This is a genomic window from Gottfriedia sp. ABJ_BB2_2 (assembly GCF_055484705.1).
Genome location: NZ_JBVFKR010000007.1, coordinates 141,768 through 162,405 on the forward strand (window position 1 = coordinate 141,768; position 20,638 = coordinate 162,405).

A 20,638-nucleotide genomic window follows, 5' to 3' on the forward strand; every position below is an offset into this window, starting at 1 on the left:
TAAAATGAGTTAGGGGAAAAGATATGGATACTTTTAAATGTGAATGTGGACATTTGAATCATGTTGGTACAGTAATCTGTGAATCTTGTGGTAAGCCGCAGGATGAAAACGCTACTGATTTACTTGATATGAAATATGAGGGTACAGCAAGACGATCTATCGTAAACAATCAAACTTTTATTGATAAAGTGTGGATGTTTTTTTCTTCTGTAAAAGTTGCTGTAGTCATCATTATTATTACACTTATTGCTGCTGCACTTGGAACAATTTTTCCTCAAAGAGATTTACTTCCACCAACTGCAGATCCAACAACTTATTACCAAGATGAGTATGGTACATTTGGTAAAATCTATGACTTAATTGGATTAGATAATACATTTAGCTCATGGTGGTTTATGTTACTAGTAGCTTCAATCGGCGTATCGCTAGTTATTTGTAGCTTAGATCGTATTGTCCCTCTTTATAAAGCTTTGAATAAACAAACTGTAACTAGACATCCAGGCTTTTTAAAAAGACAAAGAATGTTTGGAACTTCTAAAGTGGATAATGTCACTCTTGAAATTGAAAAAGCAAAGAAAAATCTAATTAAGAAACGATATAAGATTCGTGAAGAAAATGGAAATATTCTTGCTGAAAAAGGCAGATTTTCTCGTTGGGGTCCATATGTAAACCATATTGGATTGATCATTTTCTTAATTGGTGTAATGTTAAGATATGTGCCTGGAATGTATTTAGATAAAGCGCTATGGGTTCAAGAAGGAGAACTAAAGCCAATCGTTGGAACGAATCAAAATTATTATCTTAAGCTAAATGACTTCCATATGGAAACTTATAATAAGAATTCTGAAGGAAAAGTTTACGAAGAAGCAATTGAACGTTTTGGAAATGATAAAATTCCGAAAAACTATCAAGCAGACGTTACGTTATATAAACGTCAAGGGAACTTAATTCCTGGTGAAGAGCCAAAACTAAAAAAAGTAAAAGATTATAATATTCGAGTAAATGAACCATTAAAATTCCAAAATTTTGCTTTATATCAAGTAGACTATAAAATTGGAGAATTTAGTGCATTTTTATTTACACTTGAAGATAAAAAAACTGGTACGAAGTTAGGTCCATTAAAAGTAGACTTACAAAATCCGAAAGAAGTTTATGAGTTAAAAGATGGGTACAAAGTAGAGCTTAGAAACTATTTTCCTGATTTTTATTTCAATTCAGATGGTGTTCCTGATACAAAAACAAGAAAACCAAACAATCCAGCATTTGTATTTAAAATGACAACACCAAAGACGCCAAAGGGTGAGGTTGCATTCGTTGCAATTAAGCAAAACATTGAACCCGATGGTGTAAACAAATATAAAATGACGTTTGCTGGTATTGAAACAAAAGATTCGACTGGATTAACAGTTCGTAAAGATTTAACACTTTGGTTACTTGGAATTGGTGGAACAATCTTTATGATTGGCGTAATCCAGGGTATGTACTGGTATCATCGAAGAGTTTGGATCCAAAATCAAAATGGGGAAATTTGGATAGCAGCTTTTACAAATAAAAACTATTATGGTTTAAAACAAGAGTTGAATAAAGTGTTGGGAGACACTAAGATTGAATTGCCAATCGACCAACAATCTGAAAAAAGTGTTTAATAGGGGGAAAATATGTACGAGCTAAGTAGTAATTTCTTATTTATTTCGTTTATATGTTATATCGTAGCTACTTTCTTTTTTGGTGGCTCGCTAAAAGTAAACGATCATGGACCTAATAAATGGGCTACGATAGGAATATCAATAACTGTTTTAGGGTTTTTATCACAAATCATTTATTTTATTACACGATGGATTGCAGCAGGCCATGCACCTGTAAGTAATCTATTTGAGTTTATTACATTCTTTGGAATGATGTTAATTTTAGCGTTTATTCTGATCCATTTTATTTACAGATTAAATATTATTGGATTATTTGCATTACCAATTGCAATTATCATTATTGCTTATGCAACTGTGTTTCCACATGAGATTAAACCATTAGTTCCTTCTTTAAAAAGTTACTGGTTACATATCCATGTAACAACAGCTGCTTTAGGTGAAGCGATCTTAGCAATTAGTTTTATTACTGGTTTAATTTATTTAATTAAAAATCTTGATCAGTCAAAGTCAACGAAGAAAACTTTTTGGCTTGAAGCTGTTCTATACTTCTTAGTAACTGTTGTAGCATTTATTCTTATTTCAACTGCATTTAATGCTTCAGGTTACGAAGCGAAATACAATTGGGTAAATAAAGATGATGTCAAAGAAGAAATGATTTACAATTTACCATCGATTGTTGGTCCACATAAAGGTGAGTTAACAACAGAAGGTAAATTTGAAGCACTTGCAGAAATGCCAGCACTTATCAATGCTAAAAAACTAAATACAGTTATTTGGTCAATTTTTGCAGGAGTAGCACTATATCTTGTGATTCGTTTAATCATTAGAAAGCGTATTGGCGCATTTTTACAACCGTTCGTTCAAAAGGTTGATAGTGATTTATTAGATGAAATTGGTTATCGTGCGGTAGCGATTGGTTTCCCTGTCTTTACTTTAGGCGGCTTAATTTTTGCAATGATTTGGGCTCAAATTGCTTGGACAAGATTTTGGAGCTGGGATCCTAAAGAGGACTGGGCATTAATTACATGGTTATTCTATGCGGTATTCTTACACTTACGTTTTAAACGTAACTGGCAAGGTGAAAAGTCAGCATGGTTGGCTGTAATTGGTTTTGCAATCATCATGTTCAACTTAATTGCTGTAAACTTAATCATAGCTGGACTACACTCTTACGCTTAAAAGAATAGCGAATTGCACTCGGTCAGCTATGTCAGAAATTAAATGTAAATTAAGAAAGACAGAATAAAGTATGCTAGTTTACTTTATTCTGTCTTTTTTGCTTTATTTATGAAAATGATGGAAATAATAAGTTCATAGAATTATGTAAAAATGTTCACAAATTGGACTAGAATATACAATTTTTATTATGTAAAATTATGTAAAGGGGGTTGAATGAAAATGGATCAAAACATAAAAATTTTAATTGTAGATGATGAAGATAGAATTAGACGTTTATTAAAAATGTATTTAGAGCGTGATGGATACATGATAGATGAAGCAGACAATGGTGAGGATGCTTTAGAATTAGCGTTGAAAAATGATTACTCACTTATCTTATTAGATTTAATGATGCCTAAAATAGATGGAATTGAAGTTTGTAGAGAGCTACGAAAAGTAAAAACTACTCCAGTCATTATGCTAACAGCTAAAGGTGAAGAAACAAATCGCGTGCAAGGATTTGAAGTTGGTACTGATGACTATATCATAAAACCGTTTAGCCCACGTGAAGTTGTACTTAGGGTAAAAGCTCTATTAAGACGTTCATCAAATATGCCAGTTTTCACATCAGACAATTCTTCTGCAAAAGACGTAGTTGTTTTCTCGCATTTAACGATTGATAATGATGCCCATAAAGTAATTGTTGAAGGTGAAGAAGTTAGCTTAACGCCAAAAGAATATGAATTGTTATTATTCTTAGCAAAATCTCCTGATAAGGTGTTCGATCGTGAGACATTGCTAAAATCAGTATGGCAATATGATTTCTTCGGTGACTTACGTACTGTTGATACACATGTAAAACGATTACGTGAAAAACTTAGTAAGTGTTCAGAAGATGCAGCTAAAATGATCGTTACTGTTTGGGGTGTAGGCTATAAATTTGAGGTAGGTCAGGAGTAATGATTTTAAGAAGTTTAGTTGGTAAGCTATGGCTTACAATTATATTACTAGTTTCGCTTGTATTGTCATTTTTAACATTTGTTCTCATAGGATTCTTTGAGAAATTTTATATTGATCTTCAAGTGCAAAATATGAAAGATGATGCAACGAAAATAGCCGGATTGATCGAGAAAGGTCAATCAATGTCCGACGTTGAGTACTTATCCAATAATATCGTGAATCGATATTCGAGAGTCATCATTTCTATTGAAGATGAAGAACCTTGGTACTCAAGTAATAAATATGGCATACAAGAACTACCATATGAAGAAATTCTAAAAGATCATGTATTAAATAGAACGATTGAATACAAGGAAGATGTAAGTAAAAGACTTGTATACGGAAAGAATAGTGAAAGAGAAAAATTAGTAGTTGGTGTAGCGATAAAAGATCAAAATCATCATGGCGCTGTATATATGTATCAATCGTTACAGCCTGTTAAAGGGATGATTCATCAAACAACTAACTTCGTATTACTTGCTGCTTCCATTGGAATTGTGTTAACGACTTTTTTCTCTTTTTTCCTTTCTTCAAAAATTACTGCACCACTTAGAAAAATGAAAGAAGTGGTCGGTGATATGACATCAGGTAATTTTGATGCTAAAGTTCCGATTCACTCGAATGACGAGATTGGGGAACTTGCTTATTCTTTTAATAAAATGAGTAAGAAGCTAAACTTTAATATGAATGCGTTAAAACAAGAAAAAGAGAAAGTATCAAATATCATTACGAGTATGGTTGACGGTGTAATATCGATTAATAATGAAGGTAGTATTGTAACGACTAATCCACCGGCTGCTCGATTTTTAAAAATGCTAAATGATGATGAAATTGAGAATGACTCAGAACTAGTTTTGACAAAAGACTTATTAGATTTATATAAACTAGTAGTTGAAAGCGAAAAGAAGCAATTTATTGAGCTAAATTTAGATCAAGGTAATTGGCAAATAGTGATGTCACCATTATATAATCAAACAAATATTCGTGGTGTTGTTGCCGTAATTCGTGATGTAACAGAACAAAGACGTTTAGAAAAAATGAGAAAAGATTTTATCGCTAATGTATCGCACGAGTTAAGGACACCAATCTCATTATTACAAGGCTACAGTGAAGCGATTGTAGATGGCGTTGCAGAGTCCAAGGAAGAGATGCAAGAGCTATCACAAATTATATACGATGAATCATTAAGGATGAGTAGATTAGTAAATGATTTATTAGATTTAGCACGAATGGAAAATGGTTTTACTGAATTAAATCGTGAACCCGTAGCAGTCATTCCATTTGTAGATCGTATTATTAGAAAATTTAAAGCGCTAGCAAGAGAGAAGAATGTTTCACTTTTTGGTGAATTAGATGATATTTCACAAGTTAATATTTTGATTGATGAAGATCGAATGGAACAAGTCTTTACGAATTTAATCGTTAATGCGATTACACATTCAAATGAAAATGGTAGGATCATTGTTTCTGTTTCTCAGAATAGTGAAGATACTATATTTGAATTCATAGATTCGGGAGCTGGTATTTCCAACGAAGATTTACCATTTGTGTTTGAAAGGTTCTATAAAGCCGATAAAGCACGTACAAGAGGTAAGAGTGGTACTGGTCTTGGTTTATCAATCGTTAAGAATATCGTGAACGCTCATGGTGGTTCAATTCAAGTATTCAGCGAAATAGGGCAAGGTACGACATTTAAAGTGAAAATACCACATTTTATACGAATAAATGAAAAAGTTGTAGAGTAATCTTGTTTCATATAAAACAATTAAATAAAATAATTGAATTCTCACTTATTATACTTTACGATTAATATAATGAAATATTGATGAATTTAGTGCGATAATCGCTTAATAGGGAATCTGGTAAAATCCAGAACTGTCCCCGCAACTGTAATGTGGACGAAACGAACAAACCACTGTTCCATCGGAATGGGAAGGTCGGAGTAGGTTGAAGCAAAGTCAGTAGACCTGCTAAATTCATCCGTTTTCAATTCTTCGGGGAGTGAGAATTTGAAGCAGCAGTTGCAAGTTTTACTTGTATCATTATGTTGTTTCGAGCCCCTTCATAAATTTGAATGGGGTTTTTTTATGCTTTCCAACATACTAGGGGGAGAATTATGAAGAAAATCGTATCAAGCTTGTTAGTCGTTTTATTATGCTTAGGGTTATTTGGGTGTAATAACGAAACGGCGCAAAAAGAAACAAATGTTCCAAAAACTGAAGCTGCACAATTTCCATTAACAGTAAAAGATTCAACAGCAAAAGAGATTGAGATTAAAGAAGAACCTAAAAAAATTATTTCGCTAATACCAAGTAATACTGAAATCTTATTCTCATTAGGAAAAGGAAAAAACGTAATCGGTGTTACTGATTTTGATAACTATCCTGAGGAAGTTAAAGGAATCGACAAAGTTGGTGGAAATAATGCTGATATGACTTATAACATTGAGAAAATCATCTCACTTCAACCAGATTTAGTATTAGCTCATGAGTCTAGCCTTGGCATTTCCGCAGATGGTTTAGAACAATTAAAACAGGCTGGGATTACAGTGTTTGTTGTGAAAAATGCTGAATCAATAAATGACGTATATGATACAATTAAAGAAGTTGGTCAGATCACTGGCAAAGTTGATGAGTCAAATAAAGTTGTAAGTGATATGAAGGAAAAATTAAAGAAAATTAGTGATAAAGCTGCTACTATTGGCACGAACCCATTAGTTTGGTTAGAAATTTCAGGACCACCTGAAATATATACTGCAGGTAATGGAACATTTCTAAATGAAATGATTTCAATCATTCATGCAAAAAACGTTGCTGAAAAAGAAAAAGGCTGGGTAATGTATAGTGAAGAATCTGCTATAAAAGCAAACCCAGATGTTATATTAACTACATATGGTGATTATGTACCTGATTTAGAGAAAGCTGTACTAGAAAGAAAAAATTGGACCACTGTAAATGCAATTAAAAATAAACGAGTTTTTGATATTAATGCTGATACAACATCTAGACCTGGTCCAAGACTTGTTGAAGGAGTAGAAGAAATTGCAAAGGCGGTTTATCCAGAGATTTTTAAATAAGAATATATTTATTATTCCATCTTTTGTATTATTGTTATTATTTATTTTAGGGGTTTCGATAGGATCAACATCGATCCCCTTTTATTCTATTATTCAAAGCTTTTCAGATGCGTTTTTTAAAACTAATTTTGTCCCAGATGATATTCAAACAATTGTCATGAATATACGAGTACCTCGTGTAATATTAGCGGGTTTAGTTGGTGCTTGCCTCGCATTAGCAGGAGTTGCCTTTCAAGGTATATTAAAGAATCCTTTAGCTGATCCTTTTACTTTAGGTGTTTCTTCAGGGGCATCTGTGGGGGCTGTATTTGTTTTGTTTTTTCAGATTAGCTTACCAATCGTTACTTATTTTACATTACCCGTTGTCAGTATAATTTTTGGATTTTTTACACTTTTACTATTGATTTTATTTGTACGAAAAATAGATCGTTCTTTGAATGTTGAAACATTAATATTAGGCGGAATCATTATTAGTTCATTTTGTTCGGCTTTATTATCTTTATTTATAACATTTTCTGATAATGAATTGAGATCTGTAATCGGGTGGTTAATGGGGAATATTGGAGGAAGAGGGATACAGTATTCTATCACACTATTACCATTTTTAATTTTTTCCTTTCTCATTCTATATGGCCAACATAGACAATTAGATGCAATGACATTTGGGAGTACAAATGCAAAGCATATAGGGATTGATGTAAAAAAGGTTACTTATTTAATTTTATTTACTGGTAGTATTTTATCAGGTGCAGCTGTAGCAGTATCTGGCACAATTGGATTTGTTGGATTAGTTGTTCCACACTTTACGAGAGCAATCGTAGGACCATTACATAGAAAGCTACTACCATTATCAATGATAAACGGCGCAATCTTTTTAATAGCTTCAGATATTTTTTCTAGAGTCATACTAGCTCCAAGAGAATTACCAATAGGTGTGATTACATCTTTAATTGGTGCACCTATTTTTGCAATTATTTTACTTCAAATGAAAAGGAATAGAGGGAAACTATGATCAATTGTCATCAAATCTCTTATTCATATAATGGGATTCAAAAAGATATTAAGGATCTTTCTTATTCCGTCAATGAAGGTGAATGGTTAGGTATTATCGGACCGAACGGAAGCGGAAAGTCTACATTTATACATATTTTGTGCGGACTCTTGAAACCGTTAACAGGTGATGTAATGATCGACGGAGAATATATAACAAAGATGTCTAATAAAGACATTGCAAAAAAAATCGCCGTCTTATCGCAACAAAATTCTTATACTTTTTCTTATGAAGTAAACGAAACGATTAAACTTGGACGAATTGCATATTCTTCCTCACTATTTCCAAACTGGACAACTCAAGATGAAAACGCAGTTAATAATGCGTTATTAATGACTAGTACACACAATATGAAACAAAAATTTATTAGTGAGATAAGCGGTGGTGAGCGACAAAGAGTATTTTTAGCACAAGCTTTTGCTCAAGAAACGCCTTATATATTTTTAGACGAACCAAGCAATCATTTAGATTTAATGCATACGATTAAAATATTAGATTTATTAAAAGAATTACAACAAAAAGAAGAAAAAACAGTCATTACTGTTTTTCATGATTTAAATTTAGCGAGTTTATATTGTGATAGAATATTAGCGCTTAAAGATGGAACAATTTTCTGTGAAGGCAACACGGAAGACGTTTTAACTGAAGAAATACTTGAAGATCTTTATGGAACTTCTTTTCAAATTATGAACAATCCAAATACGAATAAAAAAGTGATTGTTTATAAAAGTAATTTTACTTAAATTTTTTGCTTTCTTATTTTGATTAATAAATAACTAGACTAATTGATTTGAAAAGCTTATTAAGTAGCTACATAGTCAAATTCTATTAAAGAACAATATATAAGATAAGGAGGAAATTTTCATGAAGATTTATACAAAAACGGGTGATAAAGGCCAAACAAGCTTAGTAGGAAAACGAGTAGATAAAGATCATTTGAGAGTGGAATCTTATGGCACGATTGATGAGGTTAATACAATCGTGGGATATGCTATGACTTATTTAGACTCAGAAGATACAAAAGACCTGTTCGAAAGCTTACAAAAAATACAACACGAATTATTCGATTGTGGTGGAGATTTGGCGGTTGTGAAGGAAGGCATCCCATTCAAAACAACTGAAAAAATGGTTGAGGATCTTGAAAAACTGATAGATGAATATATGGATGCAACGCCACCACTTGAAAAATTTATTTTACCAGGTGGTTCTAAAGCAGCGGCAATTATTCATCAGGCTAGAGCAGTAACAAGGCGCGCTGAACGTAATGTCGTTTCATTAATGAAAGAAGAAACAATTCATGTGCCAGTTTTCCTATATTTAAATCGCCTATCTGATTACTTCTTTGCATTAGCTAGAGTAATCAACACGCGATTGAATATAAAAGATATAGAATATGAAAGAGGCGCAATCGTCTTTCGGACAGATAAAAAATAATGTTTGAAAAAATGGTTATTAATTAGAAAAGTTTCGCTAATTAATAACTATTTTTTTGTATTAAATATTTTTTTCTAACATAGAATGGTTGAGTATGATGTAAATTTGAAGGATTACATATGAAAAGATTTCTTTAGAAAGAGGCAATTCTATTTATATGTTCCAAAAATTAGTAAGTTGCAAATCGTGGATTAAGCTAAAGATAAGTCATTGACATAAAAATATATGCAACTTGATCATTTGAAAGTAAGGATAGCATCCAGTTCTTCTTATTCTGATGACTATCTGGTAGTATCGAAGCGCGTCACTTTTTATATTAGGAGGATTACATTTTATGTTGGATTTGTTTAGAAGATGTTTGTTAGTTGTTGTATTTGTGTTAACAATTGGACTTTTGTTTATTGGTGGCAATAAGGAAAAATTTGAAGAGTTTGTGGCAGGTAAAAGTATAAAAGAGATAAAAACTGCTTTAAATCATTAGTTTAATATAATATTTTATTGGTTATTTTTCCTAAAAACATCTTAAAATTTAATATTTAATATTAAGAAATATGAAAGAAATTACTGACTTTTGTAATTTTTTTCATATTTTTTTTATGACTATTAACCTATTTGTCACAAAAAATTTATAAAAATTAGTAGAAAAATATGAAAAAAACGACTATTTTTATAATATTTTGAATTTTGTTAAAAATATGTTAGTTTTTTGTCAGTTTCATAATACTGTTTTTGTGTTATAAATTTGTTAGAAATATTTATATTTTCTGATATTTCTTTCTATTCTGCTTGAGGGGGTATGTAAACTACTAATATACAAATAATTATAGTTCCAATATGATCGGTATCGTTAAGAGAATGGGGAGGTATTTAGAATGAAGGATTTACGCAAACTGGTTGTTTCAGGCGTGGTAGCTTCTACACTTTTATTAGGTAGTGTGTCTACATATGCAGCATCGTTTGATGATGTTTCAGGCTTAGATAGTGAAATGTCAATTACGAAATTAGTTTCCTTAGGTTATTTAGTTAACAAGGGTTCTGATTTTAATCCAGAAAAAGGTTTTACAAGAGGAGAATTTGCTGATTTAGCAGCTAAGTTAGTATATCTTGGAAAAGCTCCTTCTAAATCAGTAAAAGTTAAAGATACAAAAAATGCAAATGCTGCAAAGCTAGTAAGTAAAGGTTACTTCAAACTAACAAAAAAAGGTGAATTCTTACCTAAGAAGGGCTTAACTTACGCTGAATTATCGAAAGTACTAGCAAGTGGTCTTGGATTTAAAACTAGCTGGTCAAACCGTCCTGTTGATTTCTTATTCTTCTTAGAACGTAAAGGGGTACTATCAATTGATACAAATCTTAACGCTGTTGTAACGAAAGAAGCTGCTGCAGTTGCAGTAGACAAGTTCTTACAAGCTAAAGATGTATATAAAGATTTAAATGGAGTGGTTGTAGGTTCAACTCCAACATCAATTACTTTAAAAAGTGATAGCGGTGTAAAAACTTACAAAATTTCATCTAATGCTTCATTATTCATTGATGATCAAGCTACTGATACAGATGCATTAGGACTTGGAACTGCAGTGGAAGTAATTTTTGATAAAACAGGAAAAGTTGCTTTCGTAAGTGGTGCTGGTCTTGATTCTTTTGAAGGTAATCTTGGTTATTCAAACGGTAAAATTACTGTTGGAACAACAACATTAGAAGTTGATCTTAACTTTGTTGTAAGTAACTTACCAAGTCATCCAGATAAAGATTTCACTTTCCGTGAATTTACTGGCTATTCAGCTGCTGGTGTAAGTTATTTTGGTTCAGTTTATACAAACTATACGAATGACCAAGTAACTGCATTAAATGCTTCAATTGCAAAACTTACAGATAAAGGCTTAACAGTTACTGCAACTGGTGACTATGTATTTGATTTCTCTGAAAGTGCACTTGAAAACTTAACATTAACTGCTGATGAAGCAGTTGTTGTAAATGTGACGAAGGATGGTAAAACTGCCGTTTCATCAACTTCAGATCTAGTTAAACTAATTGCAGACGGTTATAAATTAACTGCTTCTGTTGAAGTTTCTCCAGAAGGCAAGATCACAGTTGCAAATGTAAAAGCAGAAAAACCTGCAGCAAATTAACTAATTTAATCGAATAAGAGGAGGAAAATAGGTATGAAAAACGTAAAAAGTAAATTCGTATCAACAGCTCTTGCTGCATCAGTAGTATTAGCTGGCTTACCGGCATTACATTCAGACGCAGCATCTGTACGTAAAGGTTTCGATTCGAAAAAAGTTGGTGGGAAAGTTGTCATTTCAACTTTCGCTGATGCAGTAAGTTTAACGCCACTTAATTCGTCTGACTCTGCTTCAATTGATATTACAAGTATGGTGTTTGATGGCCTACTTACATTAAATAAGAGTGGTGCAGTAGTTCCAGCATTAGCAACTAGCTGGAAAAAAAGCGGCTTAACATATACTTTCACAATTCGTAAAGGTGTAAAGTGGCATGATGGCAAGCCTTTCACTGCAAAAGATGTTAAGTTCTCATATGATATGTTCATGAATCCAAAAGCTGAGAACCATTACGCATCATTATTTGATGCAGTAAAATCTACAAAACTAGTAAACGATTATTCGTTCCAAATTACTTTAAAGGAAAAGGATGTATTATTCTTAGAAAATACAGTGGCATCAGCACCAATTATGCCTAAACACCAATTCCCTAAAGGTGTAGATGATTACAACAAAAATAATAAAATCCATCGTAACCCAATCGGTACAGGCCCATTCAAATTTAAAGAGTGGAAATCAAATGAGCGTATTGTAGTTACGGCTAACAAAAACTATTTTGAAGGACGCCCATATTTAAATGAAGTAATTACAAAAGTTTTACCTGACGCTAACGTTGAAGCACTTAACTTAATTAAAGGGGATGTAGACTACGTAGAGTCTCTTACTCCAAAATTATTAGCACAAGTTAAGAAGGATAAAGATACAACAACTAAGTCTTATGACCAAGGTCGTTTTGACTTTATCGGATTTAACGAAGCAGTTAAACCATGGAATAACGAAAAATTCCGTGAAGCATTAGCTTATGGTTTAGATCGTAAGTCAATTGTTTCTAAGATTCAATTAGGCCGTGCTTACCAAGGTAGTGGTCCAATGCATCCAAAAATTCCACAAAATAATGACAGTGTAAAAGCACTTCCTTATGATGTGAAAAAAGCTGCTGCATTGTTAAAAGAAATTGGTTATGAAAAACGTGGAAATACATTATACGATAAAGATGGTAAAGCAGTAAAAATCGAGTTTGCTTATAACAATGGTAATAAAACTCGTGAAGCTGTAGCTTTATTAGCTCAACAAAACTGGGCTAAATTAGGAATTAAAGTAACGCCACGTGCTTACGAGTGGTCTATTTTCTTAGATAAGTATGCTGCTGGGGAATTAGATTGCTTCGCATTAGGATGGTCTGGATATGATGCAAACGTTGACCACTATCAATTCTTCCATTCTTCAGGTATTCCAACAAAAGCGAATCCTGGATTATCAAATCGTAACCGTGTAGACGATAAAACAATTGATAGATTATTAGAGCAATATAAGCAAGAAGAAAACCGTGAGAAACGTATTAAAATTTACCAAGAATTACACAAATACATGTCTGACCATGAAATCTTAATTTGGACTTACCATCCAAAATTAACAATGGGTTATGATGAAGATTTAGGTGGAGTTGAGCCATCAATCTCTAACGATAAGTTCAGCTTAATCGATTGGTACTGGAAAGACGCTAAAAAACGTAAATAATAGATAGTAAAATTCAAATTGAGATGGCCGTTTGCGTCTAACTGTCGCTTGCGGCTATCTTTCTAGTAAACTACTTTGTTATTTTAGGGGGGTAAACATGTTTCAATATATTGTAAAAAGAACGCTTCAATCAGTACCTTTGTTGTTTATCATTACAGTAATTTCTTTTGCCCTTATGACATTAGCTCCAGGAGATCCTACGGCTATGTATGAAAATCCAGAAGCCTCAGATGCTGGGTCAAATGTTCAAAAAGAATTGATTAAAGAGAAGTTAGGTCTAGATCAACCAATATATGTCCAATATTATAAATGGTTAAAATTATTTGTTACAGAGGGTGATCTTGGCTATTCATTTGAAGATGGTCAACCAGTAACAAAGAAAATAGTAGATAAAATTCCTGCAACACTAACCTTAATGAGTACAGCAATTGTACTTTCAATTTTGATTGCTATTCCGATTGGTGTTTATTCGGCAGTAAAACAATATTCTAAGCTAGATTATTTCTTTACGTCTTATGCTTTCTTGGGGATCGCCATACCGCAATTTTTCATCGCAATTCTAGTTATATTATTTTTCTCTATTAAACTTGGATGGTTCCCGGTATCTGGTATGAGAGAAGTGTATGAACATTTTGATTTGAAAGACCGTTTACATCACTTAGCACTACCAGCGATCACTTTAGCTTTTGGACTCATTGCAACAAAATCGAGATTTATGCGTTCTAGTATGCTAGAGGTTATAAAGCAAGATTATGTTCGAACTGCAAGAGCAAAAGGACTATCAGAGAGAAAAGTAATTTTTAAACATGCGCTGCGTAATGCATTAATTCCGATTATTACAATCATTGCTTTACAGCTACCAAACTTATTTGGTGGAGCACTGTTTATTGAACAATTATTTGCTTGGCCTGGAATGGGTAGATTATCGATTAATGCCATCTTTATTCGTGATTATCAAGTAATCATGGGTACTACTTTAATTGCTGCCGTATTAGTCGTAATTGCTAATTTAATAGCAGACATTCTATATGCAATCATTGATCCAAGAATTACTTTTGGTAAGAAATAGAGAGGAGTAGCAGACGATGAGTATACCAAATCCAGCGATAGAACCAACATTAAATAATCAGAATATTGAAAAAGAAATGAAAATTGAAAGTAGAGCAGCTGTCATCTGGAAACGATATAAGAAAAATAGATTAGCAGTATTCGGTTTAATCGTTTTTGTATTAATTGTTTTAATGGCGATATTTGCTCCGTTACTATCTCCACATAAACCTGAAGTTTTTGATATTTTAGATTCAAGCTTAAAGCCTAGTAAGAAATATCCTTTTGGTACAGATGCGATGGGTGGGGATGTTATGACTCGCTCATTCTATGGGGCTAGAATCTCATTATCGGTTGCAATTTTAGCAATGATTTGTACTGTTTCTATAGGTGTCATTTATGGAGCGATAGCTGGATTTTTTGGCGGATTTGTAGATAATACAATGATGCGTATTATTGATGCGATCCAGTCGATTCCTACTTTCTTCCTACTATTAATTGTTGCTTCATTAGTAGTTCCATCATTATGGTCGACTGTATTTGTTTTAAGTATTGTCGGTTGGACTAGTATGGCAAGGATTGTTCGGGGTGAAATTTTATCGTTAAAAAGGCGAGATTATATTGAGGCTGCCAGAGCGACTGGGGAAAATAGCTCCAGTATTATCTTTTATCATATTCTTCCGAATGCAGTTGCACCGATTATTGTTATTGCAACATTAGATATTGCTGCAAATATATTAGCTGAAGCATCTCTTAGCTTTCTAGGTTTAGGAATTCAACAACCAAAACCAAGTTGGGGTAATATGTTAACTTCGGCGCAAGATTTAACATCAATCGTTGATCAAACTTGGACGATTATTCCACCAGCATTCTTTATCATTGTAACTGTTTTATGTGTGAATTTTATTGGTGATGGATTACGTGACGCTCTTGATCCACGCATGAAGCAATAGGAGGATTACAAGATGACAACTACTTTAAAAACCGAAACAATCGTATCTGTAGAGAATTTAAAAACATATTTTTACACTGAAGATGGTGTCGTACCAGCAATAGATGGAGTAAGCTTTGAAATTAGGAAAGGCGAAACACTTGCAATCGTAGGAGAATCTGGTAGTGGAAAAAGCGTTACATCATTATCAATAATGGGATTAATTCCAAGTCCTCCAGGTAGAATTGAAGATGGTGATATTCACTTTCATAATGAAAGCCTGTTAGAAAAAACTGAAAAAGAAATGCGACAAATTCGAGGAAATCAAATTTCGATGATTTTCCAAGAGCCAATGACTTCTCTTAATCCAGTTTATAAAATTGGCGATCAAATTATGGAATCAATCATTCTTCATCAAAAGCTTACAAAAAATGAAGCAAAAAAAGAAGTTGTTCGTTTGTTAAATTTAGTTGGGATTCCTGAACCCGAAAGAAGAATTAATCAATATCCACATGAACTAAGTGGTGGGATGAGACAACGTGTAATGATTGCTATTGCACTTGCATGTAATCCAGAAGTATTGATTGCGGATGAACCAACTACTGCATTAGATGTAACAATTCAAAACCAAATACTAGCATTAATGAAAAAATTAAAAAATGAAACAAATATGTCGATTATGTTAATAACGCATGATTTAGGTGTAGTGGCTGAAATGGCAGACCGAGTTGTTGTTATGTATTCAGGTCAAGTAGTCGAACAAGGTGATATTTTTACAATATTTGAAAATCCAAAACATCCATATACAGAAGGTTTACTAAAATCAATGCCAAGTGTAGAAAAACGTAGTGGAAAGCTATATGCAATTGATGGAGTCGTTCCAAATCCACTTAATCTACCTAAAGGATGTCGATTTGCACCTCGCTGCGAATACGCAACGGATTTATGTCGTGAGGAAATGCCTGATATTCAATCACTTAGTGACGATGAAGTTGTACGTTGCTGGAAATACACTGATCGTTGGGAGGCGTAAAAATGGTGAATAGTTTTTTAGAAAAAACTGAAACAATCGAAGAAACAAATGTGAAAACTGATCAAGAAATTCTTTTAAAAGTCGATGACATCAAAATGCACTTCCCAATTAAAGGTGGATTGTTTGGTAAAGTACAGGCTCATGTTAAAGCGGTTGATGGCGTTTCGTTTGATATTTATAAAGGTGAAACATTTGGCCTAGTAGGGGAAAGTGGTTGTGGAAAATCAACTACTGGTAGAATCTTATTAAGATTACTCGAAGCTACTAGTGGTTCAGTAGAATTTGATGGAATTGACCTATTTTCTCTAAATTCTCAAGAGCTAAGAGAGAAACGGCGAGACATGCAATTAATTTTCCAGGATCCATTCTCGTCATTAAATCCAAGATTAAGTGTTGGTGAAACAATTGCTCGAGTATTAAAAATCCATGGAATGAATGATGCAGCAGCTCGTGAAAAAAGGGTAAAAGAATTATTAGAATTAGTTGGTCTGAGTGCATTCCACATGAGAAGATATCCTCATGAATTTAGTGGAGGGCAAAGACAACGTATCGGAATTGCAAGGGCACTAGCGTTAAATCCAAAATTAATTGTTTTAGATGAACCGGTTTCAGCACTCGATGTTTCGATTCAATCGCAGGTTGTAAACCTACTAGAAGAGCTACAAGAGGAATTTGGATTAACCTATTTATTCGTATCACACGGATTAAATATAGTTCGTCATATTAGTAATCGAGTTGGAGTTATGTATTTAGGGAAAATGGTAGAGTTGGCAGACGCTGACACACTTTTTGAAAATCCTAAACATCCATATACGAAAGCACTAATATCAGCAAATCCTATTCCAAACCCAAGAATGCGTGATAAAGAAAAGATTATTCTTGAAGGAGACGTACCTAGTCCAATTAATCCACCAAGTGGCTGTCGTTTCCATACAAGATGTCCTTACGTACAAGCAAAATGTAAAGAAGTAGAACCAATCTTTACAAAATCGGGAGAAGGTCAATACGTGGCTTGTCATTATCCGTTAAATTAAGTTAAAATTAAATTAAAAATTGCGCATAGAATGTTCGTTGTAGATTCGAACATTTGAATTTGACGGAGGAGTTCGAAGTGGAAAAAAGAATGTTAGTTGTTCATGAGAATCATGAATTAAGCATCGAAATTATGAATTACTTCCAAGAGATGTTTACTATTCAATCCTATCCAAATGGATTACAAGGTTTAGTAAAGGCGATTGATTGGAAACCTAATATTATCATTCTTAGTGCTTCATTACAAAATGTAGATAGTGTTGAACTTTGTAGACAATTACGAGAAAGTTTGAACACAATATTAATTATTTGTTCATCGGATCTAAGTGATCATCAAAAGATAAATTATTATTCCTCTGGCGCAGATGATATCGTTGATTTTCCGATGAATTTGGACATCCTGAAATGCAAATTACAAGTTCACTTAAAGCATCATATTGTGAATGAATTTAAAGAAGCTGATACAATTCGATTCGGAAACTTGGTCATGAATAAACTTACATACAAAATTCATTATGAGGAGCGAGAGCTTAGTTTTACGCGTAAAGAATTTTCAATATTATGGCTACTTGTTAGTAGACAGGATATTGTTGTAACACGTTCTGAATTAGTAAAAATTGTTTGGAGCTATGAACATGTTGACGATGATCGAATGGTTGATACTCATTTAAACCGTTTAAGAAAGAAATTAAAGCAATATGAAATGAATTTAAGTATAAAAACTGTTTGGGGTATTGGTTATAAACTACAACTCGAAAACTTTAAACCACATTTACAATTCTCAAATTAAATGCCTATTTATAGGAACTTTTCATAGAATCATTCACTTAGCTATTATTAGTAGAAGTGGTATGATATGAAAAGTTCTATTTTTATGTTGAGGGAAAATCAGCCATTATTTAAAAATGATAATAACTAAAATTAGAAGGTGATTTATGTGGCAAACATTTGGGATCCAACAAAAGTAATTCAAAAAGATACTGTTATACAAATACTAAATGAACAATTTCCTAACATATCAATCGAAAGTATTGAACAAATTGGCGAAGGCTTTGATAATACAGTATTTATCCTAAACAAGGAAATCTTATTAAGATTTCCTAGAAGAGAGGTGGCAGTAACAATATTAAAGACTGAAAAAAAGCTGCTACCTTTCCTAAAAGATTATATTAGCTTTCAAACGACCATCCCGTTCTTATTCGGGCGACCATCTGAAAAATACACCTGGCCATTTTTAGGATATAATTTCATAAAAGGTAAACCACCGATTTGTTTAAACAGGGAAGAACGTATAAACATGATCGAACCATTAGCGAACATACTAAAACAACTACATTCAATTCCTCTTTCAACATTTTCTCATTTAAACTTACCAGGTGATGAGTTAAAACGGCTAGATATTAAATATAGAAAACCTCAATTTTTAAAATATGTAGAAGAAGCAATCAAACTAAATCTGATCCCGGCTGAATTAAAAATCAAGCAATATATTGAAAATTTACAAGAAGTCATTCCCAAAACTCCATTGGTTTTGGTACACGGTGATTTGCATGTTAAAAACATAATTGTGAATAATGAATATCTATTAGAAGGTATCATTGATTGGGGTGATGCTCATATTGGTCACCGTGAACTAGATTTGTCTATTGTATTTAGTATCATTCCTAGTGACAAAAGAGAGTGCTTTTATGAGATTTATGGACAGATATCAGATGAGTCAAAGTTGCTTGCACAATTTAAATCCATCTACACAACTGTCATTTTATTATTGTTCTCAAAAGAACATCATGACGATGACTTAGTACGATTTTGTCAAGAAAACTTGACCAATGCGATAAGTTAAAATTTGAAAAAAAAGGGAAATCTTTTTTTATTTACAAACTGTATTTATTTTAGTAACATTAAGTTGTAATTTAATATTCGATCTATCTTCGGGGCGGGGTGAAATTCCCCACCGGCGGTGATTAAGCTTAGCTTATAAGCCCGCGAGCCTGTATTTTGGGCAGGATCTAGTGCGATTCTAGAGCCGACAGTATAGTCTGGATGGGAGAAGATGGAGGTTCGCAAGTTCAAAAAATTTACCTTTTTGAACGCTTATTTGGCGTGCTGAAATTTCTCCCCTATATTTAAATGTATAGGGGATTTTGAATTTCTAAGTGATTTTTGCCGGCATGTAACTTTTATTGATTCTTATTTTATTAACAATTAAATAAATACGCAAAATCACACTTGTCTAAGTAAGCGAACCTTTCATTTTTCTTGGTATGATCGGGAAAAAGGAGAGAGGTAATTATGCAACAACGTAACAACAAAGTTTTAAAAATGGTAGTGGTGGCAATGCTGAGCAGTATTTCATATTTATTGATGCTGTTAGATTTTCCACTTCCAGCATTTCCAGTATGGTTACAAATTGATTTCAGTGAGGTACCAGCTTTAATTGGAGCAATTATTTTTGGACCTGTAGCAGGCGTATTAGTGGAATTAATTAAAAACATCCTTCATTATATTATTGTTGGAAGTATGACAGGTGTACCAATTGGTGAATTTGCAAACTTCTGTGCAGGGGTATTATATATTTTACCTGCGTCGTATTTCTTTAGAAAATATCGTTCAATAAAAGGATTAACATTAGGATTAGTCGTTGGAACTGTAGTGATGACAGGGATCTTAAGTGTTTTAAATTATTTTGTTTTACTACCTGCATATGCGTATTTTATGAACTTTAGTCTTCCGAATGAAGTTATTGTGACTGCGATTATGCCATTTAATGCTTTAAAAGGATTATTAATTATGATTCTTACTTTAGTATTATTCCCTAAATTAATTGTGTGGTTAAATCAAAGAGTCAATGCTCATAACGTATAAATAGATGAATGTGCCTACAATTTGTGGGCACATTTTTTGTTTTTTTAACGTGGTGAAAAAGAAGTGTGTGGAATTTCCACTGCAGGATGCTCGCTTTCCATGGGGCTGGCGCTGAGCCTCCTCGTCACTTACGTTCCTGTGGGGTCTCAGCTGTCCAGCATTTCCCATAGGAGTCGAGCAACCTTCCGTTCCATACTACTTTTTTAAAACATCGAATCATCTCTAAAAGGCTTTATTTAACTACTTAAATGAAGCACTTTCAATTTTGCTTTTATTCAACTTCTAATAAAAAACAAAAAACTTGATAGTGTTTTGGAAAAAGAAGTGTGTTGAATTCCACTGCAGGATGCTCACTTTCCATGGGGCTGGCGCTGAGCCTCCTCGTCACGTACGCTCCTGTGGGGTCTCAGCTGTCCAGCATTTCCCATAGGAGTCGAGTAACCTTCCGTTCCATACTACTTTTTTAAAACATCGAATCATCTCTAAAAGGCTTTATTTAACTACTTAAATGAAGCACTTTCAATTTTGCTTTTATTCAACTTCTAATAAAAAACAAAAAACTTGAT

The 20,638-nt window shown here is 33.1% G+C and carries 18 protein-coding genes and 2 riboswitches; all 18 genes read left to right on the forward strand.

Annotation, left to right across the window (positions count from 1 at the left end; all coding sequences use genetic code 11):
- The first annotated feature begins 23 nt into the window (after positions 1 to 23).
- The 18 genes from resB to ACX6U0_RS15995 all read left to right on the forward strand — a co-directional run bounded on the left by resB (position 24) and on the right by ACX6U0_RS15995 (position 20,072).
- Positions 24 to 1,646 carry a cytochrome c biogenesis protein ResB gene (gene resB / locus ACX6U0_RS15910; protein ID WP_464960865.1) on the forward strand — a complete coding sequence of 541 codons (1,623 nt, stop codon included), beginning with the start codon at positions 24 to 26 and terminating at the stop codon, positions 1,644 to 1,646.
- A 12-nt stretch (positions 1,647 to 1,658) separates the two neighbouring features.
- On the forward strand, positions 1,659 to 2,825 hold the full coding sequence (gene ccsB / locus ACX6U0_RS15915; RefSeq protein ID WP_464960866.1) for a c-type cytochrome biogenesis protein CcsB: 1,167 nt from the start codon (positions 1,659 to 1,661) through the stop codon (positions 2,823 to 2,825).
- A 219-nt stretch (positions 2,826 to 3,044) separates the two neighbouring features.
- Positions 3,045 to 3,764, forward strand: a complete 720-nt coding sequence (locus tag ACX6U0_RS15920) for a response regulator transcription factor (protein ID WP_464960867.1) — start codon at positions 3,045 to 3,047, stop codon at positions 3,762 to 3,764.
- The gene (locus ACX6U0_RS15925) at positions 3,764 to 5,548 is read left to right on the forward strand and encodes an ATP-binding protein (RefSeq protein ID WP_464960868.1); all 1,785 of its coding nucleotides are present in this window, start codon (positions 3,764 to 3,766) and stop codon (positions 5,546 to 5,548) included. Before ACX6U0_RS15920 ends, ACX6U0_RS15925 begins: the two co-directional genes overlap by 1 nt.
- Positions 5,549 to 5,618: 70 nt before the next feature.
- Positions 5,619 to 5,792, forward strand: a riboswitch (cobalamin riboswitch).
- A 127-nt stretch (positions 5,793 to 5,919) separates the two neighbouring features.
- Entirely contained in the window at positions 5,920 to 6,879 is a 960-nt protein-coding gene (locus ACX6U0_RS15930) for an ABC transporter substrate-binding protein (protein ID WP_464960869.1), read from the forward strand.
- Positions 6,845 to 7,891: a FecCD family ABC transporter permease gene (locus ACX6U0_RS15935; RefSeq protein WP_464960870.1), complete on the forward strand. Its 1,047-nt coding sequence runs from the start codon at positions 6,845 to 6,847 to the stop codon at positions 7,889 to 7,891. Before ACX6U0_RS15930 ends, ACX6U0_RS15935 begins: the two co-directional genes overlap by 35 nt.
- The gene (locus ACX6U0_RS15940; RefSeq protein ID WP_464960871.1) at positions 7,888 to 8,673 is read left to right on the forward strand and encodes an ABC transporter ATP-binding protein; all 786 of its coding nucleotides are present in this window, start codon (positions 7,888 to 7,890) and stop codon (positions 8,671 to 8,673) included. The genes ACX6U0_RS15935 and ACX6U0_RS15940 overlap by 4 nt, the downstream gene beginning before the upstream one ends.
- A gap of 121 nt (positions 8,674 to 8,794) precedes the next feature.
- Positions 8,795 to 9,364 carry a cob(I)yrinic acid a,c-diamide adenosyltransferase gene (locus ACX6U0_RS15945; protein ID WP_464960872.1) on the forward strand — a complete coding sequence of 190 codons (570 nt, stop codon included), beginning with the start codon at positions 8,795 to 8,797 and terminating at the stop codon, positions 9,362 to 9,364.
- A gap of 334 nt (positions 9,365 to 9,698) precedes the next feature.
- Positions 9,699 to 9,845: a hypothetical protein gene (locus tag ACX6U0_RS15950; RefSeq protein ID WP_464960873.1), complete on the forward strand. Its 147-nt coding sequence runs from the start codon at positions 9,699 to 9,701 to the stop codon at positions 9,843 to 9,845.
- Between the two features lie 391 nt (positions 9,846 to 10,236).
- On the forward strand, positions 10,237 to 11,493 hold the full coding sequence (locus ACX6U0_RS15955; protein WP_464960874.1) for an S-layer homology domain-containing protein: 1,257 nt from the start codon (positions 10,237 to 10,239) through the stop codon (positions 11,491 to 11,493).
- A 33-nt stretch (positions 11,494 to 11,526) separates the two neighbouring features.
- Positions 11,527 to 13,164, forward strand: a complete 1,638-nt coding sequence (locus ACX6U0_RS15960) for an ABC transporter substrate-binding protein (protein WP_464960875.1) — start codon at positions 11,527 to 11,529, stop codon at positions 13,162 to 13,164.
- Between the two features lie 97 nt (positions 13,165 to 13,261).
- Positions 13,262 to 14,233: an ABC transporter permease gene (locus ACX6U0_RS15965; RefSeq protein WP_464960876.1), complete on the forward strand. Its 972-nt coding sequence runs from the start codon at positions 13,262 to 13,264 to the stop codon at positions 14,231 to 14,233.
- Between the two features lie 16 nt (positions 14,234 to 14,249).
- Positions 14,250 to 15,164, forward strand: a complete 915-nt coding sequence (gene opp4C, locus ACX6U0_RS15970; protein WP_464960877.1) for an oligopeptide ABC transporter permease — start codon at positions 14,250 to 14,252, stop codon at positions 15,162 to 15,164.
- A gap of 12 nt (positions 15,165 to 15,176) precedes the next feature.
- Complete coding sequence (locus tag ACX6U0_RS15975; protein WP_464960878.1) at positions 15,177 to 16,175, forward strand: ABC transporter ATP-binding protein; 999 nt, start codon at positions 15,177 to 15,179, stop codon at positions 16,173 to 16,175.
- 95 nt (positions 16,176 to 16,270) lie between these two features.
- Complete coding sequence (locus ACX6U0_RS15980; RefSeq protein ID WP_464960884.1) at positions 16,271 to 17,209, forward strand: ABC transporter ATP-binding protein; 939 nt, start codon at positions 16,271 to 16,273, stop codon at positions 17,207 to 17,209.
- A gap of 77 nt (positions 17,210 to 17,286) precedes the next feature.
- A complete protein-coding gene (locus ACX6U0_RS15985) occupies positions 17,287 to 17,997 on the forward strand; it encodes a response regulator transcription factor (protein ID WP_464960879.1) in 711 nt (236 codons plus the stop codon).
- Positions 17,998 to 18,144: 147 nt separating this feature from the next.
- Positions 18,145 to 19,050 carry a phosphotransferase gene (locus ACX6U0_RS15990; RefSeq protein ID WP_464960880.1) on the forward strand — a complete coding sequence of 302 codons (906 nt, stop codon included), beginning with the start codon at positions 18,145 to 18,147 and terminating at the stop codon, positions 19,048 to 19,050.
- Between the two features lie 80 nt (positions 19,051 to 19,130).
- A riboswitch (FMN riboswitch) is annotated at positions 19,131 to 19,266 on the forward strand.
- 233 nt (positions 19,267 to 19,499) lie between these two features.
- Complete coding sequence (locus ACX6U0_RS15995; RefSeq protein WP_464960881.1) at positions 19,500 to 20,072, forward strand: ECF transporter S component; 573 nt, start codon at positions 19,500 to 19,502, stop codon at positions 20,070 to 20,072.
- The last annotated feature ends 566 nt before the right edge of the window (positions 20,073 to 20,638 follow it).